The 20,769-nt window shown below is 63.6% G+C and carries 14 protein-coding genes; 5 read left to right on the forward strand and 9 right to left on the reverse strand.

The genetic code is table 11. The features are described 5' to 3' along the window. Positions 1-5: 5 nt before the first annotated feature. The 3 genes from AC1DU8_RS17975 to tssC all read right to left on the reverse strand — a co-directional run bounded on the left by AC1DU8_RS17975 (position 6) and on the right by tssC (position 3,771). Positions 6-389 (reverse strand): GPW/gp25 family protein, encoded by a 384-nt coding sequence (locus AC1DU8_RS17975; protein WP_457282536.1) that lies wholly within the window; start codon positions 387-389, stop codon positions 6-8. 90 nt (positions 390-479) lie between these two features. After that, positions 480-1,052, reverse strand: coding sequence for an Hcp family type VI secretion system effector (locus AC1DU8_RS17980; protein ID WP_348049164.1), 573 nt, complete (start codon positions 1,050-1,052; stop codon positions 480-482). Between the two features lie 43 nt (positions 1,053-1,095). Then, complete coding sequence (gene tssC / locus AC1DU8_RS17985) at positions 1,096-3,771, reverse strand: type VI secretion system contractile sheath large subunit (RefSeq protein WP_477689911.1); 2,676 nt, start codon at positions 3,769-3,771, stop codon at positions 1,096-1,098. Positions 3,772-4,312: 541 nt separating this feature from the next. Here tssC and AC1DU8_RS17990 point away from each other — a divergent pair. The 3 genes from AC1DU8_RS17990 to nirK all read left to right on the forward strand — a co-directional run bounded on the left by AC1DU8_RS17990 (position 4,313) and on the right by nirK (position 7,084). Then, positions 4,313-4,564 carry a hypothetical protein gene (locus AC1DU8_RS17990; RefSeq protein WP_477669987.1) on the forward strand — a complete coding sequence of 84 codons (252 nt, stop codon included), beginning with the start codon at positions 4,313-4,315 and terminating at the stop codon, positions 4,562-4,564. Between the two features lie 16 nt (positions 4,565-4,580). Then, complete coding sequence (locus AC1DU8_RS17995) at positions 4,581-5,396, forward strand: sugar phosphate isomerase/epimerase family protein (RefSeq protein ID WP_477727080.1); 816 nt, start codon at positions 4,581-4,583, stop codon at positions 5,394-5,396. A gap of 215 nt (positions 5,397-5,611) precedes the next feature. Beyond that, positions 5,612-7,084 carry a copper-containing nitrite reductase gene (gene nirK / locus AC1DU8_RS18000; protein WP_477689909.1) on the forward strand — a complete coding sequence of 491 codons (1,473 nt, stop codon included), beginning with the start codon at positions 5,612-5,614 and terminating at the stop codon, positions 7,082-7,084. Between the two features lie 51 nt (positions 7,085-7,135). Here nirK and AC1DU8_RS18005 read toward each other — a convergent pair whose 3' ends face one another. Further along, entirely contained in the window at positions 7,136-8,176 is a 1,041-nt protein-coding gene (locus AC1DU8_RS18005; protein WP_477667401.1) for an NADP-dependent oxidoreductase, read from the reverse strand. Then, positions 8,173-9,420: an MFS transporter gene (locus AC1DU8_RS18010; protein ID WP_477667402.1), complete on the reverse strand. Its 1,248-nt coding sequence runs from the start codon at positions 9,418-9,420 to the stop codon at positions 8,173-8,175. Before AC1DU8_RS18010 ends, AC1DU8_RS18005 begins: the two co-directional genes overlap by 4 nt. Positions 9,421-9,498: 78 nt before the next feature. Between AC1DU8_RS18010 and AC1DU8_RS18015 the strand changes: the two genes are divergently transcribed. Further along, the gene (locus AC1DU8_RS18015) at positions 9,499-10,500 is read left to right on the forward strand and encodes an AraC family transcriptional regulator (protein WP_477667403.1); all 1,002 of its coding nucleotides are present in this window, start codon (positions 9,499-9,501) and stop codon (positions 10,498-10,500) included. A gap of 138 nt (positions 10,501-10,638) precedes the next feature. Here the strand turns inward: AC1DU8_RS18015 and AC1DU8_RS18020 are convergent, their stop codons facing one another. After that, entirely contained in the window at positions 10,639-11,091 is a 453-nt protein-coding gene (locus AC1DU8_RS18020) for a cupin domain-containing protein (protein WP_477667404.1), read from the reverse strand. A gap of 11 nt (positions 11,092-11,102) precedes the next feature. After that, entirely contained in the window at positions 11,103-11,501 is a 399-nt protein-coding gene (locus AC1DU8_RS18025; RefSeq protein ID WP_477667405.1) for a tautomerase family protein, read from the reverse strand. Positions 11,502-11,608: 107 nt separating this feature from the next. Here AC1DU8_RS18025 and AC1DU8_RS18030 point away from each other — a divergent pair, with 107 nt between their 5' ends. Continuing rightward, a complete protein-coding gene (locus tag AC1DU8_RS18030) occupies positions 11,609-12,529 on the forward strand; it encodes a LysR family transcriptional regulator (protein ID WP_477701627.1) in 921 nt (306 codons plus the stop codon). A 219-nt stretch (positions 12,530-12,748) separates the two neighbouring features. On the opposite strand, the gene AC1DU8_RS18035 is transcribed toward AC1DU8_RS18030, so the two are convergent. Both AC1DU8_RS18035 and AC1DU8_RS18040 read right to left on the reverse strand, forming a co-directional pair. Continuing rightward, complete coding sequence (locus tag AC1DU8_RS18035) at positions 12,749-18,793, reverse strand: YDG domain-containing protein (RefSeq protein WP_477727081.1); 6,045 nt, start codon at positions 18,791-18,793, stop codon at positions 12,749-12,751. 105 nt (positions 18,794-18,898) lie between these two features. Continuing rightward, positions 18,899-20,644: a ShlB/FhaC/HecB family hemolysin secretion/activation protein gene (locus tag AC1DU8_RS18040; RefSeq protein ID WP_477727082.1), complete on the reverse strand. Its 1,746-nt coding sequence runs from the start codon at positions 20,642-20,644 to the stop codon at positions 18,899-18,901. Between the last annotated feature and the right edge of the window lie 125 nt (positions 20,645-20,769).

Here is a 20,769-nt window from a genome sequence, read left to right on the forward strand (position 1 = left end):
AGCGCCTAGCGGCGCGGCAACCCGAAGCTGAAGGTCTCTGTCAGCGGCTGGTCGGCGAGCTTGCCGGTGACGACTACCTGGAAAGGCATGACGGAACTGCGGGTTTCCTCAACAGTTACACGTACGCCCGTCAGCCGGGGTTCGTGACGCATGATCATGTCGCGGATGCTCAGCGAATAACGCTGTATGTCATCTTTTTGGGCGTAACCGGCGCCGGTCAGGGAAGGCAGGCCGACGCGCATGAGTTCCAGACCGGTCGAACCAGCCCAGACGTGCGAGCTAACCAGCCGCTGAATCTGCAGCCGCACGGCATCGCGCAGATTGAAGCTCTGGCCGCTTTGCGCCGGCGCCGCACCTGCAAACTCCAGGCGCTCAAGCAAGAACTGCATGTTTATCCCCTTGGGCCGGCGCGCCGCAACAACGGTACGCCATCTCAAAAACAACGAAAATCCACGGCCCCCGCAGGGCCGCAACGAGGCTCAAGTGAACGCCGTCAAAGGCCTGTTCTGCGCCAGACTCCAGCCGGCAGTGACATTCCCCTTGACCTGCATGTCCGGCGTCTGCACGGCGTAGGTCCAGACGATCTCGGTGAAGTTAAGCTTGAACTGCTCGGTCGGCATGTCGTCAGGATGTGACTGGAATTGAATTTCGCTGATAAGCGCGTCGCGCAGCATGAAGGTAATGATGTTGCCGACCTTGTCGCCCGAGTTGCGCAGGATGTAGATGTACGAGGGCTTGGCCTTGTCGCCCAGCGACTTCGCGCGCAAACAGAAGTCGTAGAGCTTGACCGAAGTCTTGTCAACATATTTGACGCAGGTGAACTCCGTGATCACCGGCCTGCCAGAGGTGCGCGCCGAATTGCTGACGTCCGTCGTCACCTGCTGCTTCATACCCTGGTGCACTGACACCAGTTCGATGCATTGGCCGAGCTTGAGTTCCTCATTGGCGGTCCAGTCGGCGCCGGTCGAAATCAGGCTGCCGCCCGTGGCCCAGTCATTGCTTGTTGTGGGGAACACAGAAGTGTCGCCGGGTTGTAGCAGTATCAGATCCATGGCTTGTCTTTCGTTGGTCTATGTTGGGTGGGAAGTGAATGCATCACTTCGGCAGATTCGCCACAAGGCGGATCGAGGTCGTCAATTCCTCAAGCTGGAAGTGCGGCCTTAGGAAGACCACCGCGTTGTAGGAACCCACAGCGCCCGGCACGTCCTTCACGATCACGTTCGCCTGGCTCAGGGGGAAACTCGCCTTTGCGTCCTGAGAGGCGTTCTCATCGAGCAACACGTAGTTCGATATCCAGGTGTTGAGGTAGGCCTCCACATTGCCGCGCGTCAGGAAGCTGCCTATCTTGGCGCGCATGATGACCTTGATGTAATGGGCGAAGCGCGAGGCTGCGAGCATGTAGGGCAGCAGCGCGGAAATCTGCGCGTTGGCATTGGCGCTGTCGGAAAAATACTTCTTCGGCTGGTTGCTGGTCTGCCCGCCAAAGAATGCAGCTTGCCCCTTGCCCTTGCAATGGCATAGCGAGATGAAGCCCAGATCGTTAAGCTCCTTTTCACGCCGGTCGGTGATGGACACTTCAGTCGGACAAAACAACTCCTCCGCCCCGGAATCGGTGCGGTAGCTGTAGGTCGGCAGGTCCTCAACCAGTCCACCACCTTCAACCCCGCGTATCGCTGCTGTCCAGTTGTACTTGGAGAACGCGTTGGTCACGCGCTGCGCCAGCATGTAGGCCGCGTTGCCCCACAGGAAGCTGCCGCTATCAGGCGAACTGCTGGAAGGCCCGACGGTCTCCTCGAAATCCATGCCGTCAACCGGCCAGCTGTTCTTGCCGTAAGGCAGGCGCAGCAGCACATGCGGCATCACCAGCGTCACATAGCGGGAGTCCTCGCTTTCGCGGAACTCCTGCCAGCCGGCCAGCTCAATGCTTTCAAAGATTTTTTCCAGGTCACGGGGTTTGGCGAGGTCGCGAAAGCTGTCGAGTCCGAACAGAGATGCCGAGGCTGCGGTGATGTATGGCGCATGGGCGGAGGCCGCGACTTCCGCGATCTTGCGCAGGAATTCGATATCCTTGGCGCTGCGACCCACCTCGTAGCCGCCAATCAGAAGACTGTAGGGCAAGCCGCCGAAGGTGCCGTACTGGTCTTCGTAGATCATTTTGAAGAGTTTGCTTTGGTCCTTGTCGACCGCCTTCTCCATGTCGTCCAGCAGCTCGTCCCTGGTGGCATTGAAGACACTGAGCTTGAGCATCTTGCCGGTTTCGGTGTTTGACACGAAGTAGTGCAAGCCGCGCCAGGTCGCTTCGACCTCCTGGAACTTCGGCGCATGCATGATCACGCTCAATTGCCTGCTCAACCAGCCGTCGATGTCGGAGATGTGCGAGTCAATCGCAGTTATCGCGGCCACCGGCGCATAGGTGGAACCTGGAGCATCGAGCCGCGCCAGCACATCCGTCGCAAAGAAACCGATCGGGCCAAGGAATTTCTGCCTGTCCTCGTCGGTTTTCAGGCCAGCCGCATCCATGAGAGCGAAGACCGCATCAATGTTCTGCCTGGCTTGTTTTTTTGTCGGAGGCACCGGCTTTGCCTTCGGGTCAGGCGTGTCGGTAGCGCCGCTGAGAACCAGCAGCATATTGTTGGCCACCCTGCGATTGACCGCGTCATGCTTCTGCTCGGCCACTGTGCGCACTTGTGCGGCGTCGGTCGGCATCGCGATCGAATCGCTGTCGTCGGTCTGCTGCATGCCGAGCACAGCCAGAGCAGCCCTTTTTGCGTCGGCATCGATCTGGCCGTCTTTGGGTGCGAGCGCTGCCAATAGCGCTGTGGCGTCTGCAGCGAGCTTGGTCTGCGTCGCGGTCGCAGTAGGGTCGGCGCCAAGATTGCCGGCAATCGCATTGCGTTCCAGCTGGATTTTGGAGGACAGGCCGGCATCCCACTGCGTAAGTTGCTGCAGCTGGGCTGACACTGTCTGCAGGTTCTCCGGCGTGTCCGGGGTCGAAAACACCCCCAGCAGCCTGCGCAGCGGCGCCAGGGTTGCATCGGCGTCAACCACCGGCTTGCCGTCCGCGCCCACGCTGTTGACGGTCTCATATCCCCAGTCGGTAGCAGCCTTGAGCTTGGGCGTCTGATCGGCCTTGCCCATCACCATGGCCAGGTCGTACAAAGAAGATGTGGCCTTCTTGAGTTCGCCAGGCGCCTTGTCCATGTCTGCTTTGACGACGCTGTTGCGGTAGTCCGGCCCGGCCAGCACCTGAAGTTGTGCGCGCTTGGCCTGGCCGTCCGGTGTTTTGGCGATCAACAGATTCAGTTGGTCGTTGAGCCGGTCGCTCGACTCCGCCCGCGACTGCAGCATGCGGATGTTGCTGCGTACCCGATAGAGCTTGTTGAGGTCAGGAATGGCGCGCACGACGGCGATCGGGTCGAACGCATCCAGCGAACTGAAAGTAATGTCGCCGGACAGATTGGCCGATTCGACGGCTCCGATCTGCATTGCACCGGGTGGTGACGGGATACGCGGAACGCGGCCCAGAGCCACACGCGGCAACTGCGTCTTCATGACGTCGTTGAAGAGGTCCCGGTCAATAGGCACCATCTGCCGCTGCTTGTACGGCGGAAATTCCACGTCGGGATCGCGATCGCCGGCCAGGTCGGCGAACACTCCAACAATGAAGGGGAGCTCCTGCTTTTCGATGGCGCCGCCAGTCTCCACCTCGTAGGTGATCTTCACCCGGGGCGGACGATTACGCTCCAGCCATTTTTGAACACTTTCAGCCATTTTTAGCCTCTCATAGTCAATACCGCACGCACTTGCAGAAACGCTCGCCAAGCCACGAGGGCCGCGGGCGGAATTTCTCCCGCACTGTTTTTGCAAGCGGCATGCCAACCTCAAAAATCACTTAACGCGTTGATTTGCATGACTATTTTTTTCACCTCTGAAGGTGAGGGGGACTAATTTGCACCGCTCTTTTTTCAATTGAGCGAAGGCATCGCATACCGGAAAAGCGTGCCGGTCGAAGGCCCGCGACATCTGTCCGTGCTTGTGCAACCAGCAGGACAAAAATATCCATGCCTTGGTGCAGATATGTCCCGTCACTTTGAAAACCGCGGAAACTTTCCAAAGAATGGAATGCCACTATTGCGAATAGTTAGTTTCCAAAGAAAATGACTGGTTTTGAGCTGACCAGGACAATAATGAAGTCATCTATTGCGAAGAAACTGCAGAACAGGCGCTTCGAAGATATTGCGGCATGCAGTAGTGCCTGGAACGCGCACGCTTAATGACACGCAGCGGCATCCCCACAAAACAAGCTTGCTTGATGAACAAACAACTGGTCGATTTCGCCGTCCTCTGTATTCGCAGAAAGCTCGAGAGTGCCCCGCACTCAGTCGATACGGCCAGGGGAATTCACTCTTTCTGGATCGAATGGGAAGAGCCCGTCCCTCCGGAAGCTACAACACTGGAGGCGCTGGAAAGACTCGAGAGCGACGGAGTGGTAGAACGTGTCGCGCTGGACACTCAGGAACTCTGGATGATGAAGAAGGAGTCTCAGTTGCCCTCATCGACGTGAGCCCGGAGCCAGGAATATGACCCGACCCATTTCACTCGCCGCCCTGACCGTGCTGGAATTGACGCCTCCTGAAATGGTGACGTGTGCCTTTGACGCCGGCTTCAGCCATGTAGGCATCCGCCTGCTGCCGGCAACGCCGACCGAGCCGCAGTACGACATTGTGGGAGACACGCAGATGCTGCGCGAAGTCGAGCATCGCCTGGCGGACACCGGCATCAAGGTGCTTGATGTCGAAATCTTTCGCATCAAGCCCGATACCCTGGTCAGCGACTACGAAGCCGCGATTGCCACCGCCGCCCGGCTCGGTGCGAGCGAGTTGCTTGTGGCCGGAAACGATCCAGACGAGGCCCGGCTCACCGATACCTTCGCCGCATTCTGCGACCTCGCCAACAGCTACGGACTGGCGGCCGCCCTGGAATTCATGCCCTGGACCGACGCGAAGGATTTGACCCAGGCTGCACGCATCGTTGAGCGCACCGGCTGCAGCAACGCCGGTGTGCTGATCGACCCCTTTCATCTGAGCCGCTCTCGCAGCTGCATTAAGGACATTGCCGAGATCCCGCCATCGCGCTTTCGTTTCATGCAGTTTTGTGACGTGCCCGCAGCCATTCCACCGACGATGGACGCGATCCTCGCCGAGGCCCGCTCCGAGCGCCTGTTTCCTGGCGATGGCGAAGTGGACCTCCTCGGTCTTCTGCGCGCCGCGCCGCGCAACATCCCCCTCAGCCTCGAAGTGCCAACGCGTACCCTGGCACTCAGCGTCGGCGCCACCGATCGCGCACGCCGGGCCCTTGCCGCCACACGGCGCGTGCTGGCGCAACTCGACACATGAGCGAACTCTGTCAACTGGGCTCTTGCCAGGAAGGAAAAGAAACAGGCTGAAGGCAGGCGTTACCCGACACGGCAACCCGAACGTTCTGAACCATTTTTATTCAGGTCGAACAAACCATCTATCTGGCAAGGTATTGATCTAAAGCAAGCTTCTCGTGGCGCACCGCTCGCATAGTCAGAACTGCCGAATCGGCACAAAGACCAAGGAAACGCCACATGAAACGGACCCTCTCCCTCGGCGCCATCGCCGCCGCCATCGGCATCCTCACCACGGCTTTGTCCGTGCAGGCGCAGCCCGCCGCGCACCCGGCGCATACCACGGCCGCGTCCGGCAGCATTTCAACCGCAGCGGCGCCCGCCGGGATCAGGCGCTACGCACTGCACACCAACATCGTCGACGGGAAAATGGTGTTCGTCGACGACAAAGGACAGGTGAACCCGACCCTTGCGGCCAACGCAGACGACACGATCGAGATCGTGCTGGAAAGCGGCGAAGGCGCGGAGCACGACCTGGTGATCCCCGAACTCAACGTCGCATCGTCCAAGTTCAGCCCCGGCACTGGCAAGACCACTCTGCGGTTCAAGGTTCCGCGCTCTGGTACGTTTACCTACTACTGCTCAATCCCCGGCCACCGGCAGATCGGCATGGAAGGCCGGCTGCAAGTCACCGGCCCCGCCGCGGCCCAAGCGACTGCGCCCGCTGGCAGCGACTCCAGCCAGGCCGCACTTGCACTCTACACCCCAGCTCCCGTGCCACAGCGCGCGGCCGACCCGTCCGCAGTCAGCGTGGCTGCCAACCCGGCCACGGTGCCGGCTGCCGTAGGGGGCCGGGCTCCCAAGACCCTGAAGTACCGCATGGAGACGGTCGAGTTGCCCGGAAAGCTCGACGACGGCACGAGCTTTACCTACTGGACTTTCAACCGCCAGGTGCCCGGTCCGATGCTTCGCGCCCGCGTAGGCGACACCATTGAGCTGACGCTGGCCAATGCCCGTGACAGCAAGATGATCCATTCGATCGACCTGCATGCGGTGACAGGCGGCCATGGCGGCGGCGAACACACGCAGGTTGCTCCGGGCCAGGAAAAGACCATCACCTTCAAGACGCTCAACCCGGGCCTGTATGTGTACCACTGTGCCACGCCCTTGGTGCCGCAGCACATCGCGGCCGGTATGTACGGAATGATCCTGGTCGAGTCCGCAGGCGGTTTGCCTAAGGTGGACCGCGAGTACTACGTGATGCAGGGAGAGATGTACACCGGCCGTCCACACGGCGCCAAGGGACACCAGGAGGCCGACCTCGAGAAGATGGCCAATGAACTGCCCGACTACTACGTCTTCAACGGCGAAGTCGGTGCACTGAGCAAGACCCATAAACTTCAGGCCAAGGTAGGCGAAACCGTGCGCATCTACTTCGGCGTCGGTGGCCCCAACAAAATCTCGTCTTTCCACGTTATCGGTGAGATCTTCGATACCGTGTACAGCGAAGGCTCCTTCACGGGTCTCAAGCACGACGTACAGACAACGCTGGTGGCACCCGGCGGCGCGACCATCGTCGAAATCAAGGTCCAACACCCCGGAAGGTATTTACTGGTGGACCACGCCTTGTCACGCGCAGGCAAGGGCGCGGTCGGCGTGCTCGAAGTCACCGGCGAACCGGTACCCGGCGTCTACAAGGCCGGTGTGTTGTAACCCTGGACAGGGCCGCGCCACGCGAGGCAGCGTAAATCTGCCCCTCTGCAGCTATGCCTCCAGGCGTACGACGACTTTGCCGGAGTGCCGGCCCTGCAGCAGGTCTGACAGGGCGGCGGGTGCTTGCAGAAGACCATCCACAACGTGCTCCAACGCCTTGACCTGTCCACTGTTGATCCATTCTTCCATGTCACTGCGGAACACGTCAAAGCGCGCGCCATAGTGGTCAAGAATGATGAACCCCTGCACCCGCACCCTCTTTTGCAAAATGGCGGCCAGGAACTGCGGCAGCTGACTGATGCCGGGAAAACCTGCCGAGTCGTTGTAATGTGCGACAAAGCCGCACACAGGCATACGGGCGCCAAGATTGAGGAGCGGAAGGACTGCCGCCAATACGTCGCCTCCGACGTTTTCAAAGTACACGTCAATGCCCGCCGGGCATGCGGCAGCAAGCTGTTCCCTGAACAATGGCCCGTGCCTGTCGACGCAGGCATCAAAGCCCAGATCGTCGACCGCCTGCCGGCATTTGTCGGTACCGCCGGCGACGCCTACCACGCGGGCGCCCTTGAGTTTCGCGATCTGGCCGACCATGGCGCCCACCGCACCGGTCGCCGCTGCAACCACAACAGTTTCACCAACTTTTGGCTGGCTGATGTCCAGCAATCCGACGTGAGCTGTGAAGCCCGGCATTCCGAGCGCACCAAGCGCCAGAGACGGACGGACCATGTCACCAATGACCTGCAGGTCGTTCCCATCGCTCAGAGCGTAGTCCTGCCAGCCAGCGTTGGCTAGCACGAGATCACCAACGCGATATTTGGGATGCCTGGAGTCGACGATGCTGCTGACTGTGCCGCCCGGCATGGTGCCGCCCAATGGAACGGGTGGTGCGTATCCAGGCCCGATTTCGTCCATCAGGTTGCGCATGTACGGGTCCAGCGAAAGAAAATGCGTTCGCAGGAGTACCTGGCCTTCGCCTGGGCGCGGCACGGGCTCGGTCACGAGCTTGAAGTCAGACGCAACAGGCAGGCCGCGCGGATGCGCCGCCAAGGTGATGCGCCGATTGATGCTAGGGTCTGGTTTTGACTTTGTCATGACTGCCTCCGTGCTTCAGCTACGGCGGGCGCCGGGCCACGCCGCCATGCCAGCAGGCCGCCCAGCGCCACAGCCACCATGGCAAATGCAGGGGCACCGAGCGCTCCAGTCCAGTCAACGATGAGGCCGCCTGCGATGGCGCCCGTGGCGATGGCGATCTGGAACGCTGCCACCAGCAGGCCGCCCGCGGCCTCTGCCTGGTCGGGCGCGGCGCGCACGATCCAGGTCTGGAAGCCGACCGGAAATGCGCCGAATGCGAACCCCCATAGCGTCACCGCCACAGCGGTGACCACGGTGGAGCTGCCGCCAATGAGCAGCGCAGCCGCAAGCAAGGCGATCATTGCGCTGCCTGCGACGATCGCGTATCGCTCACTGCGCCCCGCCAGCCAGCCCCCTGCAAAGTTCCCGAAGAAGCCGCCGATGCCGTAGCCCAGCAGCACAGCGGAAATCGCCGCCACTGGCAGCTTCGTCACGTCTTCAAGCACGGGCCGGATGTAGGTGAAGCCCGCAAAATGGCCGGATATCACGAGCAGCACTGCCAGCAGAGCGATGCGTACCGGCCCCCGCGTAAGCAGATCGCGCAGGCCCTTCAGACTGGCCTGGTCGCGTGGCGGCAGGGGCGGCAACGCGACCAGCTGCACAACGAAAGCCAGCAGGCCGACGACACCTGCCGCGACAAAAGCACTGCGCCATCCCCAAAGACTACCCATCCACGCGCCGACGGGCGCCGCGCAGACGGTGGCAATGGACACGCCCGTCAACACGAGCGACATTGCGCGCGGGAAAAGCCGTTCCGGCACCAGGCGCATGGCCAGTGCCGCCGCCATCGACCAAAACCCTCCCAGCGCGATGCCGAGCACCACGCGCGCGACCAGCAGCACCGAGAGCGAGGCGGCTGTCGCCGCCAACAGGTTGGATACGAACAAAAGGGCTGTGAGCGTCAGCAGCACCCGCTTGCGGTCAAAGCGTGCCGTCAGCAAGGGGATGGTCGGCGCGGCCACCGCGCCGACAAGCGCGGTGGCCGTGACGGCCTGGCCCGCAGCGCCTGCCGTGACGTGCAGGTCAGCCGCCATGGCGGTCAGCAGGCTGGCCGGCAGGAATTCCGCCGTGACCAGGCCGAACACGCCCAGGGACAGTGAGGCGACCGCCGCCCAGAGCGCGGCGGCCTCACCGGGCGGATCATTGACAGGAGTTACACCGGCGGCCAGCGGATCGAGACAGGCAGAACAGGAAGTTGATGACATGAAATATGAAGCCTTGTTGAGGACAGGGTTGCCAGCTTAGGCCTAGCATCGACACCTTTCCATGGCGAAAGAGCCGAAATGCTTGACGATTCCTCCAGAACTTTCACGCCCGTCGTTCAGCCTCCTCAAGAAGACGGGGGCCTGCCTGCCGCAGGGCCCGATTCCCTCACCAAAGTCCTGCTGGGCCTGCGCCTGGAAGGCGTTGAGTACGGCCGCTGCCTCATGCATGCGCCGTGGGCGATTTCCTTTGCCGCGCAACCGGCCGCACGTTTTCACTTCGTCGCCAGCGGAGACGCCTGGATGCACACGCCGCAGTCCGGGTGGATGGAACTGAAGGCCGGTGACGCGGTGCTGCTGCCGCGCGGCACGGCCCACACCTTGGCCAGTTCGCCCGAAGTGCCGCCGGTAGACCTCGCGACCTTTGATCGCGAGCGGGTCGCGGACGACATCTACCTGCTGCGGGACGGAGCTTCTGTGGCGCAAGTACCCTCCCACGTCATGTTCTGCGGCAGCATGACCTTCAACCTCGACCCGCTGCACCCCTTGCTGGCCATGATGCCGGAGGTGATCCGCGCCGGCGACCTGGCCCAACGCGATCCGGGCGTGCCCATGCTGCTTGACGCGATGGAACGTGAAGCCTCGCTCAACCGCATCGGCGCCTGCGGCATCCTGGCCCGCATGGCCGACGTGCTCGCCGCGAGCATCATCCGCGCCTGGGTGGAATGCGCTTGCAGCAACTCGACAGGCTGGATCGCAGCGCTGCGCTCGCCCGGTGTGGGCAAGGTGCTTGCAGCCATTCACGCGACGCCGGAGCAGGACTGGAGCGTGCCGGAGATGGCGAACATCATGGGCGCATCGCGATCACGTTTTGCCCAGGCCTTCAAGGAATCGGTGGGCGAAAGCCCGGCCAGGTACGTGGCCCGCATTCGCATGTTCCAGGCCCGCAACTGGATCGCGCAGGACGGCATGCGTGTCACAGTGGCCGCTGACCGGCTGGGTTACGACTCGGAGGCCTCGTTCAGCCGGGCGTTCAAGCGTGTTATCGGCCACCCGCCCAGCAAGGCCCGCAGTTCCATGTGACCAAGGCGTGCTGTGGCGCTGGACTGCTCAGTTGGGCTTTGGTGCGCATTTGCAATACGCCCGGCGCACAGAGCAATGAGCGCCGGCAAGGCCCGGGTGAAGCAGGACATGGCTATCGGCAATTCGTGAATCGCCCAGCTAGTCCAGCACGCGAGGCTGCACGCCGACTACTGCGCAATGCCGGTGGTAGTCCGAGATCCGGTCGGCGGCAGTTATCCGCTGCAGTACGCTGTGGTGCGCTCCGAGGTATTCGACACTGCCCTTGACGACGACGTGCACCAGGAGTTCCTCGTCCCCTACAGCTTCCCACCAGTCCACATTGCCGGCAGGCTCATGAATGTAGTCCCCGACGCCCACCATGCGACCGTCGTTCAAGCGACGCTCGCCAACCAAGGTCAGGGCGTGAACCTCGCCAGTGTGTCGGTGTAAACCCAGCCGTGTGCCCGGCTTGAGCCGCATCAATTCGACCCAGCCTGAACCATCTGGCAGGAACTGGATCGGAAGTGACCATTTCCCTTCCCCTTCCGGGATCCAGGTGCTGAGTCCGGCCCGGCGCATAGCCGCGGCGACGATAGTGTTTGCTAGTTCCATGGCTCTGCCTCTTACTGGTCTGGATGTTGATGGCGGTATTCCTGGGTGCGCCCGCCATAGCCGTACGCGCTGCCGCGCACGTCTTGCACGTACACATAGCTTTCTGGGTGCAGGTCTCCTAGGATGCGCCCGAACGCTTCAAATGATTCGGCGACAAACCGGGCCTTTTCGGCCTTGGTGTTGGTTTCGTCCACCACCTTGATGTCGAAGTAGAAGCTGGTCATCTTCAGTTCGGCCAGCGATTTTCCGGCGACAAACCAGTCGCGCGGATCGACATAGTCGATCACCACTGCGGTGAGGTCACGTCGCTTTCCGAGCAAGCGGCTGGAAAGGTCCAGCAGCGTGTCGGTGACGAGTTGCGAGAGTTCTGGCGTACGGTTCGCCGAGATCTTGACATTGAGGATAGGCATGGTTGTTTCCTTTTTTGGGTTGGTGTCGCCACTTTAGGGCGAGCCACTACAGCCGGAAACCACCATCCCGCATAATCGGTTTTGCTCGAAACGCAAAGGCAACCCCGATGAAACACTTCCTGCCGGACCCTGCGGACTTGCGGTGGCTGGTTCGCTCACTCGACCTCAATTCGTTCTCTGCGGCCGCCCGAGAGCTGGACGTGGCAGTCTCTGTCGTTACCCGGGGAGTCAACCGGCTCGAAACGGGGTATGGGGTCACTTTGTTGCGCCGGTCCACACATGGGCTGTCGGCAACCGCCGAAGGCTTTGAGCTGGCGCAGGAAGCGCGTGAACTGCTGGCGCGGATGGAGGACATCTCTGCCGCGGTGTCGAAACAGCGAAATCGCGTGGCCGGTGCGCTGCGGCTGGCATCAAGCCAGGAGATTTGCGAGGAACTGGTTGTGCCGCAGCTGGGCCCGCTGCGCGCGCGATACCCGGAGTTGCGCATCGAGATGGTGGCCGATGACCGGGTTGCCGATCTCGTGACGGACGGGATCGATGTGGCCCTGCGCACCACAGTGGGCAATAGCGAGGCTGTGGTCGCCCGTGCCCTTGGCTCCTTTGAACGCCGCCTGTACGCCTCGCCTGAATATTTGCGCCAATATGGAGAACCCGCCAACCCGGAGGAGCTTGGCAGGCATCAGACGGTAACCCATACCGCGCAGGGGCCCGTTGTGACATGGGCGTTCCGCAAGGCCGGACGGTCGGTCGAAGTCACTGTCAGGTCACAGCTCGCAACGAATACCACGGCCCTGGTGCATCACGCCCTGGTGGCCGGGGCGGGCATCGGCATGCTGTCGGTTCCATTGGCTGCGGGGGACGTGGCCAAGGGCCTTTTGAAGGAGGTTTTATCACCTTACGCTTCCGGTGTTACCCACACGATGTTCGCAGTGTCCCTGCCCAACCTGCGCAACGCCGCGCGCGTACGGGCTGTGATCGACTTCCTTCAGGCGGCCGCCCGCCGGCAGTGGGCCATGACTTGCACCTAGCGGAAACCGGCCTTGAACTCCAGCACCTGGAATGCTGCGCTTAAGGTTTGTTTTGATTCCCCATAACCTGCCCAAGAGGGGATGCAGACAAAAATTGGACTATCAGGAGGTAGTTCACGTATCCGTGCCAAGACAGGATTCGAGCGGTCGAGCTCTACATCAAGTCCGGAAAACCCGTGAGCCAATCATCCGTCAGCTGGGTTGCATGAATAAAGTCCTTCAGTTGGTGCTTTGAGCAAGCGCCGGCATGCGCATGCCCTCATCCACAATCGTTAGCGGCAGTTCACCGGCACAGTTGCCACGACCCGCCAGCGGGATACACGCAGAAAGCGGCCTGAACTCAGGCGCTGGCAGCGGCGTTTGCGCTTTTGCCTGCTGGTAGGGTGTGCCGCCGGTCGACCCTGCAGCCTGACCAGGCAGCAGTCCGGCCGTGATCAACAAGGTGCCGGGCGTGTAGTTGATCGTGTAGTTGCCATTGGCTGCCAGCAAACCCTGGTTGATCGCGTAATTGCCAGGCTGCTCGCCCGCCACGCGCTGCAACGCACCGCTCAGTACAGAGGCCGCGCTGTCGCCGGCCGCAAACGGCCCGGTGCGGTAAGTCAGCAAAGGGTCGGGCGTATAGACCTGTTTGGCCTGGTTATCGGCGATCACCGAAAGTGACGCTGGCGTAATGACACCGCTGTTGTTCGCGGCATAGCTGACGCTGTAGTTGTTGCCGCCATTACCGTCGTTCATGACCAGTCCGGCGGCAGTCAGCGTCTTGCCGCTGCCGGCATTTTTGTTGTCGAAGGTCTGCGTGGCTGCGCTGGCAACTGTGTCGTACAGCGCGCCGGTGACCACGGGCGCTGCTGCCGACGCGGTGGTGCCGTCGTAAACACGGTTGTCGGCCTGCGCGGTCACAGTCAGCGCGGCCGGGGTGATGCTGGCCGTGGCCGCCGCCTGACCGGTGATGGTGTAGTTACCCACGTCGGCGCCTGTGTAGCTGCTGCTGAGGGCGACGGCTTTCCCGCTGCCCACATGTTTGTCTGCGAAAGCGCCTGTGGCAGTTACCGCGAGATCGTCGTTGGTGATCAGGCCAGCGTAGCTTGCACCAGCAACGTTGACAGTGGCGGTCGTGCTGCCGTCGTAGACCTTGTCGGCAGCCGTAATGCCGCTGACGGTCAATGCTTTCGGTGTGATGTTCGCCGTCGTCGTAGCCTGGCCGGTGATGGTGTAGTTGCCGACGTCGGCGCCCGTGTAGCTGCTGGCGAGCGTGATGGTCTTGCCGTTGGCCACGTTTTTGTTGCCGAAGGCGCCATTGGCAGTGACCGCGAGATCGTCATTGATGATCAGGCCAGCGTAGCTTGCGCCAGCCACATTGACGGTGGCGGCGTTGTTGCCGTCGTAGACCTTGTCGCTGGCCGTGATGCCGCTGACCGTCAAGGCCTTGGGTGTGATGTTGGCGGTGGTGGTGGCCTGGTCCGTGATGGTGTAATTCCCCACGTCGGCACCGGTGTAGCTGCTGGCCAGCGTCACCGTTTTGCCGTTGCCTACGTTTTTGTTGCCGAAGGTGCCGGTGGCGTTGACTTCGAGTACATCGCCGCTCACCAATCCCGCGTAGCTTGCGCTGCTGATGTTGACGGCAGCGGTCGTGTTGCCGTCATAGATCTTGTCGCTGGCCGTGATACCGCTGACCGTCAGCGCCTTGGGCGTGATGTCGGCCACCAGCCCAGCCGGATTGCTGACGCTGTAGTTGCCGGCATCGGCGCCCCCCAGCAGGCCGGTACCGTTCAAGGTCACCCCTTTGGCATTGCCGACCTTTTTATCGGCGAAACTGCCGGTGACACCACTCAGGTTCAGCGTTACGTCCTCAAGGCCGATCACGCCTGACAGCGCCGCCACACCGGTGTTCAGCGTAGCGGTGGCATTGCCGTCGTACATCTTGTTGTCCGCAGTAAGGCCGCTGACCGCCAAGGTTTTAGGTGTGATGCTGGCGACCACCGCAGTCGGGCTGCTAACGCTGTAGTTGCCCGCATCGGTGCCCGACAACAAGCCCACCCCGCTTACTGTTACTGCTTTGGCATTGCCTACATTTTTATCGGCAAAGTTGCCGGTAGCGCTGCTCAAATTGACGGCAACGTTATCGCTGCCCAGCACGCCAGACAACGTTGCCGCGCCGGTATTCAACGCGGCGATAGTGTTGCCGTCGTAGACCTTGTCGCTGGCCGTCACGCCGCTCACGGTGAGCGCGGCCGGCGTAATAGTCAGCAGGCCGCCCACGATGTCCAGCCCCTGCTGATCGGAAAACGCGGTGTAGGTGCCGACGTTGCGGCCACTGGCGGCAGTGCCGGTGCGCGTGCCCGAGGGCGCCGCCACGCTGCCGGCCTGCGTCGCCGCGTTGTAAACCGTGTTCACATTGGCCACGTTTTGCGCCACCAAAAAGTTGCGCAGCAGCGGGCTGGTCATGCCTTCGTAGATGCGCCAAACGGTGGACGTGCCGCCTGTGGCACCCACGTCCCATCCGGCAAAGGTGGCCTGCTGGCGCATCTGCGCGGTCGTGCGGCCGGTGCCGGCAGCGCTGGCGGCCTGCCCGCTCGTGGCGGTGTCCCAGTAGCTGTTGATGACCGTGCCGGAGGCCGAGCCGGCCAGCCCGCCCAGGGCGCTGGTGCCGCTGACGGCGCCGGTGGCGTAGGTCTTGTCCACCGTGCCGGCCACCACATCGCCGATCAAGCCGCCGACCTGGCTGCCACCGCTCACGCTGCCGCTCGCATAGGCGTCGCTGAGCGCGCCGCTGTTGCTGCCGATCAGGCCGCCCACCGCGGTGCCGGTGCCGGTGACGGCCCCCGACGCGTAGGCGCCGCGAATCACGCTGGCAGCGTCGGTGACCCCGACCAGGCCGCCCACGCCGCCGGCACCGACCACCTCTCCCGTGGCATAGACGTTCGAGGTGGGAACACCCCCGGTGTTGACGCTATGCCCTATCAGGCCGCCCACCCGGCTGCCGGCACCCTCCACCCGGCCGGTGGCGTAGGCATTGCTGAGCGTCGCCTCAGCCGATCCGATCAGGCCGCCGACATCGCTGTTGCCCGTGTCGGTCGCCCGCACGGAGCCTTCGGCGTGCACGTTGCTGATGACGCCCATGGTTTGCCCGAGCAGTCCGCCGACGTTCGTGAGGCCTTGCACGTTGCCGGTCGCCACCGCGTTGGAAAGCTGTGCGTCGGCGTTGCCGATCAGGCCCCCGACCGACCTGCGGCCCGTGACGTTGCCGGTGGCCCGGACGTCGGAGACCGTGCCGCCGGCGTACCCCGCCAGGCCGCCGACGTTCGCGCCGGAGACGAGGCTGTCGCCCGCGACCGCGCCGGTCGACCTCGACCGCGTCAGCGAGGTCCCCTCGAAGTTGCCGACCAGGCCGCCAACAAATGAATAGCCGCTCACGTCACCCGTCGCTTCCCCCTGGTCGATCGTCCCGCCGGCGACCCGCCCCACCAGGCCGCCGACGTTCGCGCCGGCATTGCCCACGGCGTTGCCTGTGTTGGTGACGGAGCCGGTGGCTGTGACGTTGCTGAGGTCGGCTCCCGTCGATCTGCCGATCAGCCCGCCGCTGTACTGCCGCTGGCTGGTGACGTTCGCGGTGGCGCGGGCGTTCTGGATGGCGCCGCCGCTGTGGTCGCCGATCAGTCCGCCGGTGTAATTGCCGGGTCCCTGCACGGTCACGGCGTCGGAGCGCGCGTCCGTCACCGCACCGGTGTTGCGTCCCACCAGGCCGCCCGTGTAGTCGCCGGTGGCGCTCACGTTGCCGGTCGCATAGACGTCAGCCAGCGCGCCAGTACTGTGCCCGACCAGCCCGCCGACGTACTGCGTGACGCCGGTGAGTCCCGTGGCCGTGACGGAGCCGGTGGCATACGAATTGGTGATGTCCCCCGAGTAGTTCTGGCCGACGAGGCCGCCAACCCCGGTATAGGTGGTGGTCGCGCCGCCGTCGGCCACCACCGCTCCGGTCGCGCTCGCCTGGGAGATGTTGCCGAAATTCCAGCCCACGAGGCCACCCACGTTGCGGGCCGCTCCGTTCACGCCCTGGCCGCCGAGCCTGCCGATGCCGTTGACGGTGCCGCTGGCGCTGACGTTGGTCAGGGTGGTGCCCGCGGTGAGCGCGTCGGCGTTGCCGTTCGCGCCCAGCAGCCCGCCCACGTGGGCGCGGCCCGTGACCGCGCCCGAAGCCCGCGCATTCTGCACGGTGGCGCCGCCGCTGAGGCGGCCCACCAGCCCGCCCACATAGTCGTAGTTGTTGCCCCCGTTGACCGCGCCGGAGGCCGACACGTCACGCAGCGTGGCCCCGTTGATGGCCTCGCCCACCAGGCCGCCAATCACCATGTCACCGCTGCTGGTCATGTTGATGGCCACCTGGGCGTGCGCATCCTGCAAGGTTCCGCCACTCATGAAGCCCACCAGTCCACCGACGCTGGAGCCAGGACCTGCCAGCGTGCCCGATGCACGCAGGTTGTGCAGCGTGGCATTGTTGGCGTCGCTGGCCAGTGCGCCTGCACCCGTAAAAGCATTGCCCGTCACGTTGACGAGGTCCAGGTTCCTGACCGTTCCGCCGATCACCGAGAACAAGCCCGTCATGCTCGTCGGCACCCAGAGCTTCAGGTTGCTGATGGCGTGGCCCAGGCCGTCCATCACGCCGCCCAGCCCCGTCAGCGGCGAGGCACCCTTGTTGCCGTTCCAGCCCGCGGTCGCGCTGGCGTCGATGTCTGCGCCCAGCGCGTAGCGCAGGCCGCCGTCGAGGTTGATGGACTGCAGGCCCGTGGTGGAGCCTTCGGTGCCAAGGGTGTTGATGACGATGTAGCCCTCGCCGTTGATGGTGAGAAAACCCGTGCCCGCCCGGTCGAAGTTCACGCGGCCGGCGAATCCTGTGAGCGGGTCCACCGGCACCTTGACCTTGCCTCCGGCCACACCTGCATCGGCGCCGTTGGCCGTGCCGGTGTTCATCGCCAGGGCCGACGTGCCGGTGGCGTTCATCACCGCCCGGATGTTGATGTCGCGCGCAGCGGTCAGCGTCAGCGTGTTGGCGCTCCAGTTCACGTTGTCATTGACGTTGATGTCGCCATTACCCGCCGCGTTGCTGCCGCTGCTGGACAGGATGGTGACGTCACTGCTTGCAAGATTGGCAGACAGCGTGGCGCCGCTGATGTCGCCGCCGCTGGCGGCGATGGTGAAGTCGGCCGGGTCTATCAACCAGGTGCCAGTTTTTCCTTGCGGTGCGTGCGTGCTGACGCGAGTGCCTTCGGTCACCTTGACATGCGCGCCCGAGGTGTCGATAAAGCCGCCGTTGCCGCCGCTGGGTGCAGACGCATCGAGCGTGCCGCCCACCTGCACCGTGCCACCGTCAAAGCCGCCCAGCAGTTTGATGACGCCACCGCGGTTTTCGAGTGTGCGCGCCTGAATGACGCCGGTGTTATTGACCACGGTGCCGGCCAGCGCGTCGGCCGCTTTCGCGGTGAGCAAGGCCGTGCCGCCGTCTGCCTGTATCAGACCGCCGTTGTGCGCCAGCGCATTGACCGCGCCTTCGTCCACCGCGAGTTTAAGCAGGCCGTCACCTGCGAAGTCGAGCGTGACTTGCTTGCCGGCAGCCAGCGCCACCGTGCCGAGGTTGGCCACCAGCGTGCCGGTGTTGCTGACCTGGCCGCCAATCAGCGCGATGCTGCCGCCGTCGGCCGCGCGTATCGTGCCCTCGTTGCGCACGCTGCCGCCGCCACTGCCGTTGGCACGCAGCACATACCGCCCAGCCATGAAGTCGGTATCGCTCATGCCCAGGGTCGAGGCCACCAACCCACCGACGCTGACCTGCGCGCTTTGGCCAAACAACACGCCGTTCGGGTTGAGCAAAAACACCTGGCCATTCGCATTGAGCCGGCCCAGGATCTGGCTGGCCTCGGTGCCCAGCACCCGGTTCAGCGCGATGGCGCTGGCGCCGGGCTGCAAGAAGTTGACGGTTTCGTTGCCGGCGATGCCGAAGCTCTGCCAGTTGATGGCGAGTTTGGGTGTGGTCTGGGTAATGGTGGTGGTGGTGCCACTTTGCGTAATGCCACCCTGACCCGCGCTGACCTGGCCACCCGTGGGAGCGGCCAGTGCCTGCGCCGCTGCCAGGCCGGCGGCAAGGGCCAACGCGCGGAGCTTGCGTTCACGCTTGCCCAGGCTGCGTTTGCCCTTGCCGCTGGCCGTTTCGGCCACGGCTTCAAAGCAGGCGCCGGCTTCGTTCCAGATGACGCGGTAGGTGTGGTTCATGGCGGTTTTTCCTTCGGTTGTGAATAAAATCGGGCTGCAGCCCTTTCAGAACGTGCGCAAGCAGCTATCAAATATGTAGCGTGAAACAGGCGGTGCGTTGGCCACTCAAAAACTCCTGGACACCTGCAGCCACAGCCGGCTGCTGCGATCCGGCTCGGCGGTGGCCGGGCCGCCGTGCAGCTTGCGTGCGTAAAAGAAGCGTGCGCTCCAGCCGTCGGCATGCGCCCAGTTCAGGCCCAGACCGGCACCCGACAGGCTTCGCCGGTTTGACGCGCCAACGCCGGGCAACGGCTGCTCATTGCCGTAGCCAACGGCCGCGTCGTAAAAGCCGACCAGCTGCCAGCCGGCGCCCAGCGGGTATTGCAGTTCCAGCGTCAGCAGGCTGGCGCGGTCTGACGGCGCTTCGCCCTGCGGGTAGGCGCGCACGGCGCCAGCGCCGCCAAGCGGCAGCTTTTCGGACGAGTCCAGGTTCTTGCTGGGCCACTGGCCGGTATAGGAGACCAGCAAGTTGGCCTTGCCGACGCTTTGCTGGCGCATGGCCAGCAGGCCCAGCTTGCCGAAGCTGCCGGCGCTGCGCACGGTAGCCTCGTCGATGGCCAATGCGTCGGCACTGTTAATGGCCAGCTGGCCGCGCGTATAAGCGGCCGAAAACCCCCAGACGCCACCGCCACCCCAGCCGTCGCGTGCGTCACCGGAAAGGCCAAGATTGAGCAGGTTCAGATGCTTGTCATCGGCCGAGCCGACGAGGTCGATGCGGTCACGCAGGCGCTTGTGCTCGGCACTGACTTGCGCGTTCAGGTTGTGCAGGCGTGAGCGCAGCACCGGGTGCGCGGCGAACAGGGTGACTATGGAAGCGTCGCCGTGTGCGTCCAGGTTTGCAAACTCCCCGCCTAGGCGGTACCTCATCACCGAGACGGCAGCGCCCGCGCGCGTGCCGTTGCCGCCCACCGGTAACTGCCACCCCAGGCGCGCGTAGTTCATATCGCTCCCGGCGGTCAATGCGCGCAGGGACACCAGGTCGCCCAGGCCGGCCGGGTTGTTGAAGTACAGGCTGGCGCCTGCCCGTTCGCGGCCGGTGGCGCGGCTGCCGAAATTGTCGGCCTCCAGCAAGCCAGTGACAGCCGGCCCCCGCTCAACGTCCACCACCAGTTCGCTGGTGCCCACCGACGCGCCGGGCTGCAGGGTCGAGCGCACCGCGATGCCGGGCACGTCGGCTGCCAGCAGCAGCGAACGCTCCAGCGCTGCGTCGTTTACCAGCTCACCCGGCACCAGCGCGGCCAGTGGCAGCGGCGCGGGCAATTCGCCCTGCGGCTTCACGGTGATGGCGCTGTAACGGCCCTCCACAATGGCGATTTTCACAACACCATCCCGGATGTCCTGCTGGGGCAGGTAGGCGCGCGCCACCGTATAGCCGTGCTGGCGATAGAAGCGGCTCAGGCGCACCGCCAGTTCCTCGAGCCCGGCGAAGTCAAGCTCACGGCCGATGGCGTCCTGCACCACCGTGAACAGCTCTGCTTCGGAAAAAGCGGTGGCACCCGAAATTTTTATCTGCGCCACCCGCACCTGGATTGCAGCATCCCCCGGTGATGCCTGTGGCATCGGGGATGCCGCGGCCGGTGCTGCAGGCAGCACAGCCGGTGCGTCATCGCGGGGCACGGGAGCCGCAGGCCTGAGTTGCTGCAACACATTGCCGGCATCGGGAGGGCTGACCGCCGCTGCAGGCTCCAGTCCGGCCAGGCACGCGGCTCCGCACAACAGCACCGCGGCGCGGCGCACGGGCCAGGAAGAGGCGTAGACGCCCTGACGCAGCGGCAGCGAAGCGCCTGTCGTGGATCGGGTAGTGGTTTGCATGCCGCGTATGGTGTCGGGCCGGGAAGGCAATCGCCTCCCCTGATTCGGGGAGACGGTCCGAATTTTTTTGCGGTCAAATAGGCGCACCCGCTAAGATTCACGGCGGCGTCAGCCCCAACAACAAC

Source organism: Polaromonas sp. P3_A5, from assembly GCF_056403055.1.